The sequence below is a fragment of the Bradyrhizobium lablabi genome (assembly GCF_018131005.1).
Taxonomy (GTDB): Bacteria; Pseudomonadota; Alphaproteobacteria; order Rhizobiales; family Xanthobacteraceae; genus Bradyrhizobium; species Bradyrhizobium lablabi_D.
This window is the reverse complement of sequence record NZ_JAFCJK010000005.1, coordinates 269393-286165: the sequence shown is the minus strand read 5'-3', so window position 1 is coordinate 286165 and position 16773 is coordinate 269393. Positions and strand designations below refer to the sequence as shown.

Annotated in this window: 12 protein-coding genes; 3 read left to right on the top strand and 9 right to left on the bottom strand. The window is 65.9% G+C overall.

Annotated elements, in window-relative coordinates; genetic code table 11:
- Positions 1-6: 6 nt before the first annotated feature.
- Genes fdhF through JQ553_RS17240 form a run of 3 tightly spaced genes read left to right on the top strand, consistent with a single transcriptional unit; the run spans position 7 to position 3921 of the window.
- Positions 7-2883 (top strand): formate dehydrogenase subunit alpha, encoded by a 2877-nt coding sequence (gene fdhF / locus JQ553_RS17250; protein ID WP_212501175.1) that lies wholly within the window; start codon positions 7-9, stop codon positions 2881-2883.
- A 2-nt stretch (positions 2884-2885) separates the two neighbouring features.
- Entirely contained in the window at positions 2886-3719 is an 834-nt protein-coding gene (gene fdhD, locus JQ553_RS17245) for a formate dehydrogenase accessory sulfurtransferase FdhD (RefSeq protein WP_212501174.1), read from the top strand.
- Positions 3706-3921 carry a formate dehydrogenase subunit delta gene (locus tag JQ553_RS17240; RefSeq protein ID WP_212501173.1) on the top strand — a complete coding sequence of 72 codons (216 nt, stop codon included), beginning with the start codon at positions 3706-3708 and terminating at the stop codon, positions 3919-3921. Before fdhD ends, JQ553_RS17240 begins: the two co-directional genes overlap by 14 nt.
- Positions 3922-4015: 94 nt before the next feature.
- Here JQ553_RS17240 and JQ553_RS17235 read toward each other — a convergent pair whose 3' ends face one another.
- The 9 genes from JQ553_RS17235 to JQ553_RS17195 all read right to left on the bottom strand — a co-directional run bounded on the left by JQ553_RS17235 (position 4016) and on the right by JQ553_RS17195 (position 16739).
- The gene (locus JQ553_RS17235) at positions 4016-6991 is read right to left on the bottom strand and encodes a bifunctional [glutamine synthetase] adenylyltransferase/[glutamine synthetase]-adenylyl-L-tyrosine phosphorylase (RefSeq protein ID WP_212501172.1); all 2976 of its coding nucleotides are present in this window, start codon (positions 6989-6991) and stop codon (positions 4016-4018) included.
- A complete protein-coding gene (locus JQ553_RS17230; RefSeq protein ID WP_212501171.1) occupies positions 6988-8442 on the bottom strand; it encodes a HAMP domain-containing sensor histidine kinase in 1455 nt (484 codons plus the stop codon). Before JQ553_RS17230 ends, JQ553_RS17235 begins: the two co-directional genes overlap by 4 nt.
- Complete coding sequence (locus JQ553_RS17225) at positions 8426-9106, bottom strand: response regulator transcription factor (RefSeq protein ID WP_212501465.1); 681 nt, start codon at positions 9104-9106, stop codon at positions 8426-8428. Before JQ553_RS17225 ends, JQ553_RS17230 begins: the two co-directional genes overlap by 17 nt.
- Before the next feature lie 280 nt (positions 9107-9386).
- A complete protein-coding gene (locus tag JQ553_RS17220) occupies positions 9387-10970 on the bottom strand; it encodes a Do family serine endopeptidase (RefSeq protein ID WP_212501170.1) in 1584 nt (527 codons plus the stop codon).
- A 168-nt stretch (positions 10971-11138) separates the two neighbouring features.
- The gene (locus JQ553_RS17215) at positions 11139-11645 is read right to left on the bottom strand and encodes a cytochrome c-type biogenesis protein (RefSeq protein ID WP_212501169.1); all 507 of its coding nucleotides are present in this window, start codon (positions 11643-11645) and stop codon (positions 11139-11141) included.
- A complete protein-coding gene (locus tag JQ553_RS17210) occupies positions 11645-13627 on the bottom strand; it encodes a heme lyase CcmF/NrfE family subunit (protein ID WP_212501168.1) in 1983 nt (660 codons plus the stop codon). The genes JQ553_RS17215 and JQ553_RS17210 overlap by 1 nt, the downstream gene beginning before the upstream one ends.
- Positions 13624-14115: a cytochrome c maturation protein CcmE gene (gene ccmE / locus JQ553_RS17205; protein ID WP_212501167.1), complete on the bottom strand. Its 492-nt coding sequence runs from the start codon at positions 14113-14115 to the stop codon at positions 13624-13626. The genes JQ553_RS17210 and ccmE overlap by 4 nt, the downstream gene beginning before the upstream one ends.
- A 3-nt stretch (positions 14116-14118) precedes the next feature.
- Positions 14119-15225 (bottom strand): c-type cytochrome biogenesis protein CcmI, encoded by a 1107-nt coding sequence (ccmI, locus tag JQ553_RS17200; protein ID WP_212501166.1) that lies wholly within the window; start codon positions 15223-15225, stop codon positions 14119-14121.
- Between the two features lie 122 nt (positions 15226-15347).
- Positions 15348-16739 (bottom strand): hypothetical protein, encoded by a 1392-nt coding sequence (locus tag JQ553_RS17195; protein WP_212501165.1) that lies wholly within the window; start codon positions 16737-16739, stop codon positions 15348-15350.
- Positions 16740-16773: the final 34 nt, after the last annotated feature.

The following is a 16773-nucleotide window of genomic DNA, read 5'->3' as shown; positions in this document are numbered from 1 at the left end:
ATCACGATGTCGTTGATCCAGGAAACCGATTTCGGCACGCCGAAGTCCAAGTCCGAGACGATGGTTACGTTGACCATCGACGGCCAGAGCGTCACCGTGCCCGAGGGCACATCGATCATGCGCGCGGCGATGGAAGCCGGCACGCAGATCCCGAAGCTGTGCGCGACCGACATGGTCGATGCGTTCGGCTCCTGCCGGCTCTGCCTGGTCGAGATCGAGGGCCGCGCCGGCACGCCGGCCTCCTGCACCACGCCGGCAATGGCGGGCCTCGTCGTGCACACCCAGACCGAGCGGCTGAAGAAGCTGCGCAAGGGCGTGATGGAGCTCTACATCTCCGACCATCCGCTGGACTGCCTGACTTGCGCAGCGAACGGCGATTGCGAACTGCAGGACATGGCGGGCGCGGTCGGCCTGCGCGACGTCCGCTACGGCTATGAGGGCGACAACCACGTCTTTGCGAAGACCAACGGCCAGGCCAATGCTGCCTGGATGCCGAAGGACGAGTCCAATCCCTATTTCACCTACGATCCGTCGAAGTGCATCGTCTGCTCGCGCTGCGTGCGCGCCTGCGAGGAGGTGCAAGGCACCTTCGCACTGACGATCGCCGGCCGCGGCTTCGACAGCCGCGTCTCGCCCGGAATGAGCGAGAGCTTCCTCGGCTCCGAATGCGTCTCCTGCGGCGCCTGCGTGCAGGCCTGCCCGACCGCGACGCTGACGGAAAAGTTGGTCATCGAGATCGGCCAGCCCGAGCATTCCGCGATCACGACCTGCGCCTATTGCGGCGTCGGCTGCGCCTTCAAGGCCGAGATGCGCGGCGAGGAAGTCGTGCGCATGGTGCCCTACAAGGATGGCAAGGCCAACCGCGGCCATTCCTGCGTCAAGGGCCGCTTCGCCTGGGGCTACACGACCCACAAGGAACGCATCCTGAAGCCGATGATCCGCGAGCGGATCGAGGATCCCTGGCAGGAAGTGTCGTGGAACGAGGCGTTCAACTTCGCCGCGGCAAAGTTCAGGGGCATCCAGCAGAAATACGGCCGCGACGCGGTCGGCGGCATCACCTCGTCACGCTGCACCAACGAAGAGACCTACCTGGTGCAGAAGCTGATCCGCGCCGGCTTCGGCAACAACAATGTCGACACCTGCGCCCGCGTCTGTCATTCGCCGACCGGCTACGGCCTGTCGCAGACGTTCGGCACCTCGGCCGGTACGCAGGATTTCGACTCGGTCGAGGACACCAACGTCGTCGTGATTATCGGCGCTAACCCGGCCTCGGCTCACCCCGTGTTCGCCTCGCGACTGAAAAAGCGGCTGCGCCAGGGCGCAAAGCTGATCGTGGTCGATCCACGCCGTACCGAGATGGTCGAGGCCCCGCATCTGAAGGCGCTGCATCTGCCACTGATGCCCGGCACCAACGTTGCCGTGCTCACCGCCCTCGCCCATGTCATCGTCACCGAGGGTCTCGTCAACGAGGCCTTCGTGCGCGAACGCTGCGACTGGAGCGAGTTCGAGGAGTGGGCGGCCTTCGTCGCGCTCCCCAAGAACAGCCCCGAGGCCACCGCGATCATGACCGGCGTCGATCCGAAGGATCTGCGCGAAGCGGCCCGGACCTACGCCACCGGCGGCAACGGCGCGATCTACTACGGACTCGGCGTCACCGAGCACAGCCAGGGCTCGACCACCGTGATCGCGATCGCCAACCTCGCGATGGCGACCGGCAATATCGGCCGACCCGGCGTCGGCGTGAACCCGCTGCGCGGCCAGAACAACGTGCAGGGCTCCTGCGACATGGGCTCGTTCCCGCACGAACTGCCCGGCTATCGCCACATCTCGGGCGATGCGGTGCGTGACCAGTTCGAGGCGGTGTGGAACGTCAGGCTCAACAAGGAGCCCGGCCTGCGCATCCCGAACATGTTCGACGCAGCGATCGAAGGCACCTTCATGGGCCTCTACGTCCAGGGCGAAGACATCCTGCAGTCCGATCCGAACACCAAGCATGTGGTGGCGGCGCTGTCGGCGATGGAATGCGTGATCGTCCACGACCTCTTCCTCAACGAGACCGCGAATTACGCTCACGTCTTCCTGCCCGGCTCGACCTTCCTCGAGAAGGACGGCACCTTCACCAATGCCGAGCGCCGCATCCAGCGCGTGCGCAAGGTGATGACGCCGCGCAATGGGCTTGCCGACTGGGAGGTCACGATCGGCCTCGCCAAGGCGATGGGCTTCGAGATGCACTATAGCCATCCGTCCGAGATCATGGACGAGATCGCGGCGCTCACGCCGACCTTTGCCGGCGTCTCCTACGCGAAGCTCGACGAGCTCGGCTCGGTGCAGTGGCCGTGCAACGAGAAGGCGCCGGAGGGCACGCCGGTGATGCATATCGGCGGCTTCGTTCGTGGCAAGGGCAAGTTCATCGTCACCGAATATGTCGCGACCGATGAGCGCACCGGCCCGCGCTACCCGCTGCTGCTCACCACGGGGCGCATCTTGAGCCAGTACAATGTCGGCGCGCAGACCCGCCGCACGGAAAACGTGGTCTGGCATGCCGAGGACCGGCTGGAGATTCATCCGCACGACGCCGAACAACGCGGCGTGCGCGACGGCGACTGGGTGCGGCTCGCGAGCCGCGCCGGCGAGACGACGCTGCGCGCGGAGATCACCGACCGCGTCGCGCCCGGCGTCGTCTACACCACCTTCCACCACCCGGACACGCAGGCCAACGTCATCACGACGGACTTCTCGGACTGGGCGACCAACTGCCCGGAATACAAGGTGACCGCCGTGCAAATCTCGCCGTCTAACGGTCCGTCCGACTGGCAGAAGGCCTATGACGAGCAGGCGCGCCACTCCCGCCGCATTGCGCCGATCGTCGAAGCCGCGGAGTGACGATGCGCGATCCAGTTCACAGGGCCGATCGGAAAGTGTGGCGCGATGGCCGCTTCAGCGACGGCGCGCGCCTGATCCCCGAGGAGACTGCGCTGGCGCTGACCTACAACGGCGGCACCTACGCCGTGATGATGGGCACGCCGGAGGATCTGAGCGACTTTGCGATCGGCTTCAGCTTGAGCGAAGGCATCGTGCAATCGGCCGACGAGATCGAGACGCTCGACATCGTCGAGCTCGATGACGGCATCGAGCTGCGGATGTGGCTTAGCGCCGCCAAAGCCGATCTGATCGCCGAGCGGCGGCGGCATATTGCCGGACCGACCGGCTGCGGCATCTGCGGGATCGATTCCATTGCCGAAGCCGTCCGACCTGCCGCGATCGTGCCGCAAGGGCGGTCATTCTCGCCGCGCGAGATCATGACGGCGATGGCGTCGGTCGCGCCGCTGCAGGAGATCAATCACCAGACCCGCGCCGTGCACGCCGCCGCGTTCTGGACGAAGGCAACCGGGATTGTCGCGCTGCGCGAGGATGTCGGCCGTCACAATGCGCTCGACAAGCTCGCCGGCGCGCTGGCGCACGATAACGTAACGGCAAACGACGGCATGGTGCTGCTGACGAGCCGCGTCTCGGTCGAAATGGTGCAAAAGACGGCAGCAATCGGCGCGCCGTTGATGGTTGCGGTGTCGGCCCCGACTGCGCTGGCAGTGCGAATGGCGGATGCCGCGGGCATCACGCTCGCCGCGATCGCGCGGTCGGATGGATTTGAAGTGTTCACGCATGCGGAACGCATCGCGGGCGGCCTGAACGCGGAGGAGGCCAAATATGTCGTCGCCTGACAAGCTGATCTACATGGCGAACCAGATCGGAAAGTTCTTCCAGAGTCAGGGCCACGACCGCGCGGTGGAAGGCATTTCCGAGCACATCTGGAAATTCTGGGATCCGCGGATGCGCAAGGCGATCTTCGCTCATCTCGACACCGGCGGCGCCGGGCTCGATCCGCCCGTGCGTGATGCGCTGCTGAAATTGAAGACTGCGTAGCCGCCAAATTGTAGGGTGGGCGAAGGCGCGACAGCGACGAGCCCGCCATCGATGTCACGCCACGGAATGGTGGGCGCGCTTACGCTTTGTCCACCTACGCCGGCGTTTTATTCTCACCCACGATCGCGTTGAACACGCGCCGCACCTCGCCCTGCGTTTCGCGCAGGCGCGCCTCGAGGGCGGAGAAATCCGGCGTGTCCCCTGCCCGCGCCATCACCCGCAGCAGGTCTTCGCCCGCGGTTTCCGGATTGAACTTGCCGCTGACGCACAGCCGCAGGATCTGCGTCAGATCGTGATAGAGCCGCGCCGCCGAGCGCAGGATTGCAGCCTCGGATTGCCCGAGCACGCCGAGCCGAGCGGCGCTGTCGAGCACCTGCAGCGTGGAGACGCTCAGGATGTCCGGTTTCGCCGCGGCATGCACGAGCTGAAGATATTGCGCGATGAAGTCGATATCGACGAGCCCGCCGGCGGCAAGCTTGAGGTCCCAGATGTCGTCCTCGCCCTTCTCGAGTGCGATCGCTCGCCGCATGTCCGCGACATCATTGGCGGTCCCTGCCGCATCGCGAGGGCGCGTCAGCACACCGCGGATGATCGCCTCGATCCGCTCGCCGAATTGCGGCGAAGCCGACACCACCCGTGCCCGCGTCAGCGCCATGTGTTCCCAGGTCCAGGCCTCGCGCTCCTGGTAATCGGCGAATGAGTCGACACGCGAGGCGACCGGACCGGCGCGGCCCGACGGGCGCAGGCGCATATCGACCTCATAGAGCACGCCGTAATTGGTGCGCGTCGTGAACGCGCTGATCAGGCGCTGGGTGAAGCGGGCGAAATATTGCGCGCCATGCAGCGAACGCTCTCCGTCGGAGTCGGGCGCCTCGTCGTCATAGTCGTAGAGCAGGATGAGGTCGAGGTCGGAGGATGCGGTCATCTCGCGGCTGCCGAGCCGGCCCATGGCGATGATCGCCGTCTCCTGCCCCTTGATCCGGCCATATTGCGCCGCGAATTGATCGGTGACGAGGCCGTGTACGGTATGCACGATGCCCTCGGCCACGTCGGCAAAGGCGACGCTTGCCTGCTGCGCCGAGACCGTGCCTGACAGAATTCGTGTACCGATCAGGAACAAGCTCTCCTGGCCGAACAGCCGCAGGCGGTCGAGAAAATCCTCGTAGGAGGCCGCATCCTTGAGTGTTGCCGCCAGCCGCTCGGACAGTTCTTTCTTGTCGGGCATCGCGCCGAAGAAGCGCGGATCGATCAGGCCATCCATGATTTGCGGCTGCCGCGCCAGCATGTCGCCGAGCCGCGGCGCGGCACCGAGTATCAGCGCCACCAATGCGACGAGGTCGCGGTTCTGGCTGAGCAGCGAGATCAGCCGTCCGCCGCGCTGCAGGGCCGCCAGGAAGCGGTCGAACGCCACCACCGCATCGTCGGGCTCTTCGGCATCCGCGAGGCCGTCGATCAACCCCGGGATGAACTCCAGGAATGCGGCGCGCGTCGCCTCGACACGCAGCGCGCGATAGTCGCCCTCGATCCATTGCTGCACGGTCTTCGCCGCTGCGACCGGCTTCTTGAAACCGAGATTGGCGAGGTGCTCGAGCAGGCGTTGGTCCTCGGGGCCGGCGCCATAATTGAGCTGCGGCAGTTTCGCGGTTCCGGTCGGATCGGCACCCTCGAACAGCTTTGCGTAATGGCTCTGCACGATCTTGAGCTGAGCGAGCAGGTCCTTGGCAAAGGCCTCGCGGTTCTCATATCCGAAGAAATTCGCAAAACGCTCGATCGCCTCGGCCTCTTCGGGCAGCGAATGGGTCTGCTCGTCGGCGATCATCTGCAGGCGGTGCTCGACCCGCCGCAGGAATTGATAGGCCTCGGCGAGTTCGTCGCGCGCCTGGTAGGTGATCCAATCACTGCCCGCGAGCACGTCCAATGCGTTCAGAGTCGGCCGTACCCGCAAATCCGGATGCCGGCCGCCGGCGATCAGCTGCTGGGTCTGGGCGAAGAATTCGATCTCGCGGATGCCGCCGCGGCCGACCTTTACGTTGTGACCCTCGACCGAAATCTCGCTCTGGCCGCGATAAGTCTGCATCTGCCGCTTCATGTCATGAACGTCGGCGAGTGCGGCGAAGTCCAGATGCTTGCGCCAGACGAACGGCGCGAGCTCGGCGACGAGCGCCTCGCCTGCCTTGGCGTCGCCGGCGCAGGGCCGCGCCTTGATCATCGCGGCGCGCTCCCAGGTGCGTCCCTCGCGCTCGTAATAATGCAGCGCGGCGTCGGTCGAGATCGCGACGTGGGTCGAGGCCGGGTCCGGTCGCAACCGCAGGTCAACGCGGAACACATAGCCCTCCCCCGAGCGCTGTTGCAGGATCCGCGCCATAGCCTGGGTGAGGCGGACGAAGAACGGCTGCGGTTCGATGTCGTCGGCAAGCGAGGTCGCTTCCGGATCGAAGAACACGATCAGGTCGATGTCGCTGGAATAGTTGAGCTCGCCGGCGCCCATCTTGCCCATCGCGAGCACGATCAGGCCGCTGCCGGTTTCGGGATGTTCGGGGTCGGCGGCGATCATCCGGCCGCGGGCGACCTCTTGTCGCAGCAGGTAGCGGAGCGCCGATTGCACCGCCGCCACCGCAAGGTCCGTCAATGCCGCGGTCACCCGCATCACCGGCCAAACCCCGCCAATGTCGCACAACGCGATCAGAAGCGCCGCCTCCGCCTTCATGCGGCGGAGCAGATGCATTACCTCGGCCTCATCGCTCGCCGCGAGCACCTCCCGCGAGGTCTGTTCGATCAGCCGTGCCAGATGCGTCTCCGGGTCGGACGACAGGATCCGGATCAGCCGCGCGACATCCGAGCGCGCGAGCTCGAAAAGATATGGCGAGAATTCGGCGATGCCGAGCAGGATTCTCCTCGCCTTGGGGTGCACGAGCAGCGCATCGAGAGCGGCGGTCTGCGCCGGCTCGAGCTCGGCGAACCAGTCATTCAGACGCTGTTCGGCGGATACGGAAGCGGCGACATGCGGTCCGTCCACGAAAGACGCGGCCAGACGACGTCGATCCGCGTTTCCCGGCGCGGCGGCATTCATGCCGCCTTCTGTGGCACATCCGGTGTTTGGGCCGCAAGCCTGTCACTGCCGCCGGCCCGCGCGGGCAGCGCCAGCGTCGCGACCAAGCCCGGATGCGAGTCGCCGAGCCGGAGCTCGCCGCCATGGAGCGTGGCGACCGCCGATGCCAGGCTGAGGCCAAGGCCGGAACCGGGCAAGGTCCGGCTTGCCTCCAGCCGCACGAACCGCTCCACGGCATGCTTGCGGTCGCCCTCCGGGATGCCCGGGCCGTGGTCTGTCACGCTGAGCAGAACCTGGTCGCGCTCGCGACACGCCTCGATCAGGATGTCCCTTGCGTCGGCGTTCAAGGGCTGCACGGAGCTCTCGGGCTTGCCGTATTTGATGGCGTTCTCGACCAGGTTGGCGAGCGCCTGGCTGATCAATTCGCGGTTGCCGTGGATCGGCGTTGGCGCGGTTTTCACCCGCAGCATCATCCCGTCGTCCTCGGCGAGCGGCTCGTAAAGCTCGTGGATGCCGTTAGCGACGTCGGCGGCATCGAAATCGTCCATATTGCCGCGGGCCTGGCCCGATTCGGCGCGGGCGATCATCAAAAGGGCATTGAAGGTACGGATCAGACCGTCTGACTCCTCGATGGTGCGCTCCAATGCTGCGCGGTAGTCCGCCTCGCAGCCGGATTTCGCCAGCGCCTCCTCAGCGCGGTTGCGCAGGCGCGTCAGCGGCGTCTTCAGGTCATGGGCGATGTTGTCGGAAACCTCCTTCAGGCCGGTCATCAGCGCCTCGATGCGCTCCAGCATGGCGTTGAGGTTTTCCGCGAGGCGATCGAGTTCGTCGCCGCTGCGGCCGACCGGAAGCCGGCCGGACAGATCGCCCGCCATGATTCGCTGGGTAGTACCGGTCATCGCGTCGATCCGGCGCAGCACGCGGCGCGCAACGAAGATGCCGCCGCCGATGCCGAGCACGACGACGACCAGAATCGACCACTGCGCGGCCTTCGCGACAATGCCGAACAGCCGCCGCCGCTCCTCGAGATCGCGTCCGACCAGCAGGCGGAAGCCGTTGCTCATCTCGGTGACGCGCACCAGCGCGCGATGGTCCATGTTGCCCTGGTCGTCGAACCGCCGATAGGCGGTCTCGGACCAGCCTTCCGTGCTCATCACGCCCGGCGCCAGCGAATCGACATTGCCGGCGAGCGCCTGCCCGTTCGGCGCGGTCAGCAGATAGAGATTGGCCCCGGGCCGCAGCGCACGGTTGCCCATGGTGTTCAGCAGGCCGTGCAGGCCGCGCCGATTATAGATGTCGGTGATCTCGCTGACCTCGGCGTTGACAGTCGTGGTGATCTGCTCGGTGATCAGCCGCCGCGTGTTCAGGGCGAAATAGCCGAGCAGCGACGCGGCAAAGAGTGCAAACAAAAACAGATAGACCAGCGTCAGCCGAAACGCCGTGGTGCGGATCAGTTTACCGAATGCCGTCACGGATCATGTACCCCGCGCCGCGGATCGTGTGCAGCAGGGGCCGTTCGAAGCCCTTGTCGATCTTCGAGCGCAGCCGCGAGATGTGCACGTCGATGACGTTGGTTTGCGGATCGAAATGATAATCCCAGACGTTTTCCAGCAGCATGGTGCGCGTGACCACCTGTCCTGCATGCTTCATGAGGTATTCGAGCAGGCGGAATTCGCGCGGCTGCAGCGTCAACTCGTCCTTGCCGCGGGCGACGCGATGCGAGAGGCGGTCGAGTTCGAGATCGCCGACCCTATAGGTGGTCTCCTCGGCCGGCCCGACGTTGCGGCGTGACAACACCTCGACGCGCGCGAGGAGTTCGGCGAACGCATACGGCTTCGGCAGATAATCGTCGCCTCCGGCGCGCAGGCCCTTGATGCGATCGTCGACCTGGCCCAGCGCGGACAGGATCAGGACGGGCGTACGGTTGCCGGCATCGCGCAGCGCGCCGATGAGCGACAGGCCGTCGCGTTTCGGCAGCATGCGGTCGACCACCAGCACGTCGTATTCGCCGCTTTCAGCCATCGATAGGCCGTCCTCGCCGTCGGAGGCGAGATCGGCGATGTAGCCAACCTCCCTGAACGCCTTGACGAGGTAATCGGCAGACTCGCGGTCGTCTTCAATGATCAGGATGCGCATTTGCGGAGCGATTGCGGTCACGGGATCTGACCCTCTCACCATGGCGCGGCCGGCCTGCACATGCAAGACGACCGCGCGCACTCCAATCTTCTTGCTGCCGCATGATGCGGAGGTGAAAAAAGCGGGCGGTGAAGCTGGGGGACTTCACCGCCCCTAGGCCTTCCGACGGAGGGGGGCGTGTTCCACCGGAAGGTACCTGAGGGAGCGAGCGAGGAGCCCGCCCCCCGGGAAGCGCCGTCGGCGGGGGCGACTGATGCCGGCGACACTTCCCAACCCATATTTAACCCTTGGCCAGCGGGACTGCCACGAAGCGCGACGAACCGCCGCTCTTCACGCGCATGAGAACGCTGTTCTTGTTGTCGTTACGCGCCGAGGTGATCGCATCGCGCACCTCGCCAGCGGTGCCGACGCTCTTGCCGCCGACCTCGAGGATGACGTCGCCTTCCTTGAAGCCCCGCTCGGCAGCGGAGCTCTTGGGATCGACTTCGGTCACGACCACGCCTTCCTTGCCGGCCCCGGCCACGCTGTTGGCGGGAGCAACGGTGAGGCCGAGCTTCGGCACGTCGGTGCCGCGGGTCGCGCCACCCTTGTCGCCGTTGTCGTTGTCGGCCTTGGCCTCAAGCGTGTTCGGCAACTGGCCGAGCGTGAGGTTGACGACCTTGTCCTGGCCCTTGTGCAGCACGTTGAGCTTCACCGCGTTGCCGGGCGGCAGGCTGCCGATGGTGCGGGCAAGCTCGCGCGCATCCTTGACCTGCTCGCCATTGACGGCGGTGATGACGTCACCGGACTCGATGCCCGCCTTGGCCGCGGGACCATTGGCCTGCGGTTCGGCAACCAGCGCGCCTTCCGCCTTCTTCATGCCGAGGCTGTCGGCAATGTCCGACGTCACCGGCTGGATCTGGACGCCGATCCAGCCGCGGCTGACGGTGCCCTTGTCCTTGAGCTGAGCGACAACGCTCTTCACGGTCGCGGCCGGAATCGAGAACGCGATGCCGACACTGCCGCCGGACGGCGAATAGATCGCGGTGTTGACGCCCATCACTTCGCCCGACACGTCGAACGCCGGGCCACCCGAGTTGCCCTTGTTCACGGGCGCATCGATCTGGATGAAGTCATCATACGGACCGTTGCCGATGTCGCGGCCGGAGGCCGAGACGATACCGGCGGTCACCGTGCCGCCGAGGCCGAACGGGTTACCAACCGCCAGCACCCAGTCGCCGATGCGGGGCTTGCTGTCGGAGAGCTTCGCAAACGCGAAGTTGGAACCACCTTCGACTTTGATCAGCGCGAGGTCGGTGCGCGGATCGGTGCCGATCACCTTGGCGGAATAGGTCTTGCCGTCATCGGTCGTCACTTCGACCTTGTCGGCGCCGTCAACGACGTGGTTGTTGGTCACGGCATAGCCGTCAGCCGAGATGAAGAAGCCGGAGCCCTGGCCGGTCACCACGCCGCGGCCGCGCGGTCCACCGCGCATGCCAGGGGGCATCCCATCCGGACCGCCGAAGCGGCGGAAGAAGCGCTCCATCGGCGAGCCCGGCTGGAACGGAGAGTCCTCATTATTGGTGTCGTCCTTGGCCATCTTTTCGTGGAGATTGACCTTCACCGAGATCACCGAGGGCTTCACGCGTTCGACGATGTCGGCAAAGCCGACGGGTTGCGCGACCTTGCGGACCTCGGTGTTGACCTGCGCATGCGCAGAACTTGCGAAGAGGTCAGCGGGATCGTGCGACGGGCTTAAGCCGTATGCGGCGACGCCGAGGCCGGCGACGACCGAGGCCATCAGTGCATATTTGCGGGCCGAAAACAGCGAACGCTTCGGCTCCTTGAATGACGGGTAGGACGAGAGGTCGGGACGTTCAGTCATTTCTTGAAATCTCCAAGGCCAGAATCGTCGGTGCGGGGGGCGGCACCTGTGGGTCTGAAGATGGGGATTTCAGCCTTACGGGGCGCTGGCTGCGGAGTTAAACTTTGGTAATAGAGCCATCACGATATGCGGCAGAATAGCGCAGAGAAATGACCGGCTTGAGAACCCCTAGCCCGGCTTTTTCGGCATTGGTTCCGCGGCCAGCAGCCGTTCCAGGCGCGCTTTCTCGTCTGTGGTCAGTTCCACGTCGGATTCGCCCCCTTCGCCTGCCGCGTTCGTCCGCCGACGGCTGTAGGCCCATAGGGCGGCGCCGCCGCCGAGCAGCGCCAGCGGCGGGATCAGCCATAACAGCAAGGTGTGAGGGCTGAAGCGCGGTTTCAGCAACACGAACTCGCCATAGCGGGCCACCAGGAAATCGATCACCTGCCGGTCATTATCGCCGGCAGCAATCCGTTCGCGCACCAGGAGGCGCAGATCACGCGCCAGCGGCGCCTCGGAATCGTCGATCGACTGATTCTGGCACACCATGCAGCGCAGCTCGCGCGACAGGTCACGCGCCCTCGCCTCCTTGGCAGGATCGGCCATGATCTCATCCGGCTGCACCGCGCGCGCCGGCGGCGCGGCCGTCATCAACACCGCAGCCAGCAGGCCGGCGAAAGCGAGCCGCGCGCGCATCACTCTGCCGCCTGTAGTGTGCGTGTCGCCCTGGCAGGCTTGGGTGCCCCGACCCGCAAGCGGCGGTCGGACAGCGACAGCACGCCGCCAAACGCCATCAGCACCGGTCCCCACCAGATCAGGAGCACCAGCGGCTTGTGATAGATGCGCACCGCGATCGCGCCGTCGGCCGAGCCATCGCCGAGCGAGATGTAGAGTTGGCTCGCGCCGCGGGTCAGCAATGCTGCTTCCGTCGTCGACGAGCCGCGCGTCGTGAAGTTCCGCTTCGAGGGGGTCATGACGGAGAGCTTCTCGCCGTCGCGACTCACAGTGAACTTTGCCACCATCTCACGGAAATTCGGTCCCTGACGTTGCGTCAGGCCGTCGAGCTTCAACTGATAGCCCGCGACATTGGCGAGGTCGCCGGGCTTGATCGCGCCGATATATTCGCTGTTCCATGTGGTCTCGCAGACGATCCCGATCAGCGCCACGCCGAGGCCCGCATGTGCGAAGGCCGTGCCCCAGACGGCGCGCGGCAATCCGCGGGCGCGCCGCAGCGAGATCGACAGCGGAATTCGCAACAGCGCGGTGCGCTCGGCGAGATCGCAGAGCACTCCGACGATGACAAACACCGCAAGACCGATTGCCAGAGGCGCCAGCGTTGCGCCGCCACGGGTCCACGCCCAGAGCAGCGCGATCGCAACCAGCGACGCGAGGCCGGCCGCGGTGAGGCGTTGCGCCGCGCCGAGCAGGTCGCCGCGCTTCCAGGCGAGCAACGGCCCGAACGGTACCGCGATCATCAGAGGCACGAACAGCGGAGCGAAGGTGAGGTTGAAGAACGGCGCGCCAACCGAGATCTTGTCACCGGTCAGAACTTCGAGCGCCAGCGGATAGAGCGTGCCGATGAACACGGTCGCGCAAGCCGTGGTGAGAAAGAGATTGTTGAGTACCAGCGCGCCCTCGCGCGAGATCGGCGCGAACAGTCCGCCCCGTTTCAACGCCGGTGCGCGCCAGGCATAGAGCGAGAGGCTGCCGCCGATGAAAACGCAGAGGATCAGCAGGATGAATACGCCGCGCGTCGGATCGGTCGCGAAAGCATGCACCGAGGTCAATACCCCCGAGCGCACCAGGAAAGTGCCGAGCAGCGACAGCGAGAAGGTCAGGATCGACAGCAGAATGGTCCAGACCTTGAGCGCGTTGCGCTTCTCCATCACGAGCGCCGAATGCAGCAGCGCGGTGCCGGCGAGCCACGGCATCAGCGAAGCGTTCTCAACCGGGTCCCAGAACCACCATCCGCCCCAGCCGAGCTCGTAATAGGCCCAGTACGAACCCATCGCGATGCCGAGGGTCAGAAAGATCCAGGCGACCAGCGTCCAGGGCCGCACCCAGCGTGCCCAGGCGGCATCGATCCGGCCCTCGATCAGGGCCGCGACGGCGAAGGAGAACGAGATCGAGAAGCCGACATAGCCGAGATAGAGCATCGGCGGATGCACCGCGAGACCGATGTCCTGCAGTACCGGATTGAGATCGCGGCCCTCGATCGGCGGATTGACGATGCGCAGGAACGGATTCGAGGTGATCAGGATGAACAGATAGAAGGCGGAGGCGATCCAGGCCTGCACCGCCAGCACATGGGCGCGCAGCGACAGCGGCAGGTTGTTGCCGAAGGCGGCGACGAGGCCACCGAACAGCGCGAGGATCGACACCCACAGCAACATCGATCCTTCGTGGTTTCCCCACACGCCCGTGATCTTGTAGATCAGCGGTTTCAGCGAATGCGAGTTCTCATAGACGTTGGCGACCGAGAAATCCGAGGTGACGTGCAGCATCACCAGGGCAACGAACGAGGCCGCCACGAACAACAATTGCATCAGCGCGGTCGAGCGCGCAACGTTCATCAGCGCGACATCGCGCCAGCGCGCGCCGATCAGCGGCACGGTCGACTGGATCAGCGCGAGCGCGAGCGCGAGCACCAGCGCATAATGTCCGCTCTCGGCGATCACCGCATTGCTCCCTGCGCCGGTTGCGGCGCCGCCGAGGCGCTCGGCTTGGCACCATAATCATCCTTCCAGTGGCCCTGTTTCTTCAGGGCGTCGGCGACGTCCTTCGGCATGTAGGTCTCGTCATGCTTTGCCAGCACCGTATCGGCGCGGAAGACGCCCGACGCGTCGAGCGAACCCTCCGCGACCACCCCCTGCCCTTCGCGGAACAAATCCGGCAGGATACCCTTGTAGGCGACGGGGAGCGTCGCGGTTCCGTCGGCGACGCTGAACGACACCGCGAGATTGTCGCCGCGCTCAAGCGAACCCGGCTGCACCAGGCCACCGAGGCGGAAGCGCTTCCCCGGACCGATATGCTTTTCGGCGACCATCGACGGTGTCGAGAAGAACACGATGGAATCGCGCAACGCGTTCAGCACAAGGCCCGCGGCGATCGCGAGCACCGCGAGCGCGCCGCAGATCAATGTCAGACGCCGTTGCTTCCTGGTCATAGGTTATCCATCAAATCCCAGATTCTTCAGCCCGTCATTGAGCTGCCGCAACCGCTCGACGTCGTTGCCGACCGCCTGGCGCGCTTCGGTCAGCGCGCCCACCGCCTTGTCGCGCTCACCCATCACCAGATAGGCGCGCACCAGCCGCAGCCAACCCTCGACATCATCGCCGTTCTGCTTGAGCCGCGTTGCGAGCCGGTCGACCATGCCGCGGATCATCGCGCCGCGATCGGCCTCGCTCATGTCCTTGGCCGCCGCCATCGCGCCGTCGGACAGTGCAGGCGCGCTGGCACCGCCGACCCGTAGGAGAGCCGCCTGCACCAGCGGCCGCCACGGCGCGTCCGGCGGGGCCTTCGCCAGCATGGCCTGCCAGATTGCGGCGGCGTCGGCCTTGCGGCCGTCCTGCTCGGCGGCGAGCCCGAGGAAATAATTCGCCTTGGGATCGCCCGTGTTCTGCGCGACCGCGCGCCCGAACTCCGTCTTGGCTTCCGACGTGACAACGCCGCCGGCCGCACCCGTCAGCGCTTCGCCGAGGTCGGCGCGGCGCTCGGCACTATCACCGGCGTAGGTGATGGCGTTGCGATAGGCGCGCACCGCATCATCGTAGCGGCCGAGGCGCGACAGCACCGGTGCCAGCACGCTCCAGCCGCGGCCATCGGTCGGGCTTTTTTCCAGGTGGGACTCGACCTGCGCGACCAGATTGGCCAATGGCTGGTTGGCATCGGCCCCCTGGTTGCGCGCCGACAGCGGGAAGTCCCCGAGCCGGGGCGAACCGAGCGTGAGATAGAAGCCGGCGGCAACGAGCGGAAGCCCGACCAGCGCAACGATGGCGGCGGTCCGCCGCAGCTTGAGGTTGCTCTGGGGCGGGGTCTCACGTTCACCCCGGTCGGCGGCGGCAAGCAGTCGGCGGCTGATTTCGATCTTTGCCGCGTCCGCCTCGGCAGCACCGATGATGCCGGCAGCGAGGTCGCGGTCGATTTCGGCAAGCTGGTCCCGGTAGACAATGGCCTCGCTGCCGCCGGTGCCCGCCGCGCGCCCACGGCTGAGCGGCCACAGCACGGCGAAGATCGCCGCGACCGTCATCAGCGCGAACACAAACCACAGCGTCATCAAGCGGTTCCCGGGCGAAGCGGCAACCTTGGATCAGGCGCCGCTCAGCCGCTTTACACTAGCCGCGGCGAGCCCGGCAATTGACAATTGCTGGATCGGGGGTGGCGGCCGGGACTTTCGGGTCAGCCCGCGCGGGAGGATTTGCGCTCGCCGGTGACGGCATTCTCGGCCGCCCGGCTCATCAGCGAGGCGTAGTCGTGACCGAACAGAATCTCGCAGAAGCGGATCGCGGCCTTGACCTGCATCTGCCGGTAGGTGCGCACCCGCGCGTCGCCGGCGCGCAGCGACTGCACCAGCCCTTCGGTCGACTGCTCGACATAGTGCTGCAGGTCCGAGTAGGTCCGCAGCGTCACCTCATTGATGGCAAGCTCGCTCGCATAGGTACGGCACACCGCGACGAAATCGATCAGTGCGGCAGCATCCTCGACCTCTGACATGTCAACCTTGGCGCTGACAGAGATGTCCTTGTCGGCGCGCTGCCGCAAGATGCGGCGGACCCGGCCGGGCACGCTGTCGATCTCTGACTGCAGCGCATTGGAGGTGTCTGCCCGGATCGAGGTGAGCTGGCGGCCCCAGGTCGAGTCGTTGCGCAGATCGAGCTCGGTGCGCAGGCCGCGGACGCCGTCGTGCAGGGTCTTGAGCTGCTCACCAACATATTCGAAATGCCCGCGCCTGATGTCCGTGCGCAGGCAGGCCGCGACAAAGGACAGGTCGTGCAGCGCGATCGTGACCGCGACGCCATAGGGAGTTGCCGCCACGCGAATCTCATCGTCGGACGCCGCCATCCTGATGGCGAGGCGAATGATCTGCCATGGCGCGACCAGCCGCTGAGCGATCAGCGTCAGCGCGAACGGCAGCAATTGCGGGGTCTGCAACGAAGGAACCTTGAGCGCTTCGGTGGCGGAGGCGATCTGGGCATCGGCGAAGACCCGCATCTGGCGGGGGAGCCGGCTGCCGAGCGTATCCAACGCCTCACGCGCGCGCAGAACCGAACCGATCGGCAGCAGATCTTCGACCACACTGGGCGAGCCGACGCGCGACAGTCCGCGCTGGCGGTCGTCCACCGGGGTCGCGGCGTTGAGGATCGCGTCCGCCGCCGCAAGCTGGAAGTTGCGCGCCGCGGCCTCCATCGAACCGCTTTCCCGCGCGGCGGCAAGCGCGGACTCGAACTCGCGGGCAGCTTCAGGCGCACCCTCGCGCGCCAGCCACTCCCAAACCGGCAGCAGCGATGAGCGCTTGATCTGGCCGGGCCGCGTCGGAAAATTCGTATCTATGAGGAACGGCTCCAGCGGCCGGAACAATAACCGAGCCGGATCGTCGGTGCGCGCTTGCGTGTCCTCGTCCTCCTCGACACCGCGGACGATCTTGCGCAACTGCTCGAGCACTGTGCTGGCAAGCACGACGTCTTCGCCGCGCTCGACGGCACGCTCAAACTCCCGTATCAGCAGCGCCTGCGATTGCGGCGGAAGCTGCGCGAGATAGTCTCTCAGCCGCTCGATGGATCTCTGGCTCATGTCCGGTGGGTGAATGCTTGGCGTGACGCGGACG

What these genes read in the sequence shown, in the direction of transcription:
- ccmE (WP_212501167.1), bottom strand. Translation starts at nt 14,115, where the DNA reads ATGACCAGGAAGCAACGGCGTCTGACATTGATCTGCGGCGCGCTCGCG.
- JQ553_RS17215 (WP_212501169.1), bottom strand. Translation starts at nt 11,645, where the DNA reads ATGCGCGCGCGGCTCGCTTTCGCCGGCCTGCTGGCTGCGGTGTTGATG.
- JQ553_RS17240 (WP_212501173.1), top strand. Translation starts at nt 3,706, where the DNA reads ATGTCGTCGCCTGACAAGCTGATCTACATGGCGAACCAGATCGGAAAG.
- JQ553_RS17220 (WP_212501170.1), bottom strand. Translation starts at nt 10,970, where the DNA reads ATGACTGAACGTCCCGACCTCTCGTCCTACCCGTCATTCAAGGAGCCG.
- JQ553_RS17235 (WP_212501172.1), bottom strand. Translation starts at nt 6,991, where the DNA reads ATGAATGCCGCCGCGCCGGGAAACGCGGATCGACGTCGTCTGGCCGCG.
- fdhF (WP_212501175.1), top strand. Translation starts at nt 7, where the DNA reads ATGTCGTTGATCCAGGAAACCGATTTCGGCACGCCGAAGTCCAAGTCC.
- JQ553_RS17195 (WP_212501165.1), bottom strand. Translation starts at nt 16,739, where the DNA reads ATGAGCCAGAGATCCATCGAGCGGCTGAGAGACTATCTCGCGCAGCTT.
- fdhD (WP_212501174.1), top strand. Translation starts at nt 2,886, where the DNA reads ATGCGCGATCCAGTTCACAGGGCCGATCGGAAAGTGTGGCGCGATGGC.
- ccmI (WP_212501166.1), bottom strand. Translation starts at nt 15,225, where the DNA reads ATGACGCTGTGGTTTGTGTTCGCGCTGATGACGGTCGCGGCGATCTTC.
- JQ553_RS17225 (WP_212501465.1), bottom strand. Translation starts at nt 9,106, where the DNA reads ATGCGCATCCTGATCATTGAAGACGACCGCGAGTCTGCCGATTACCTC.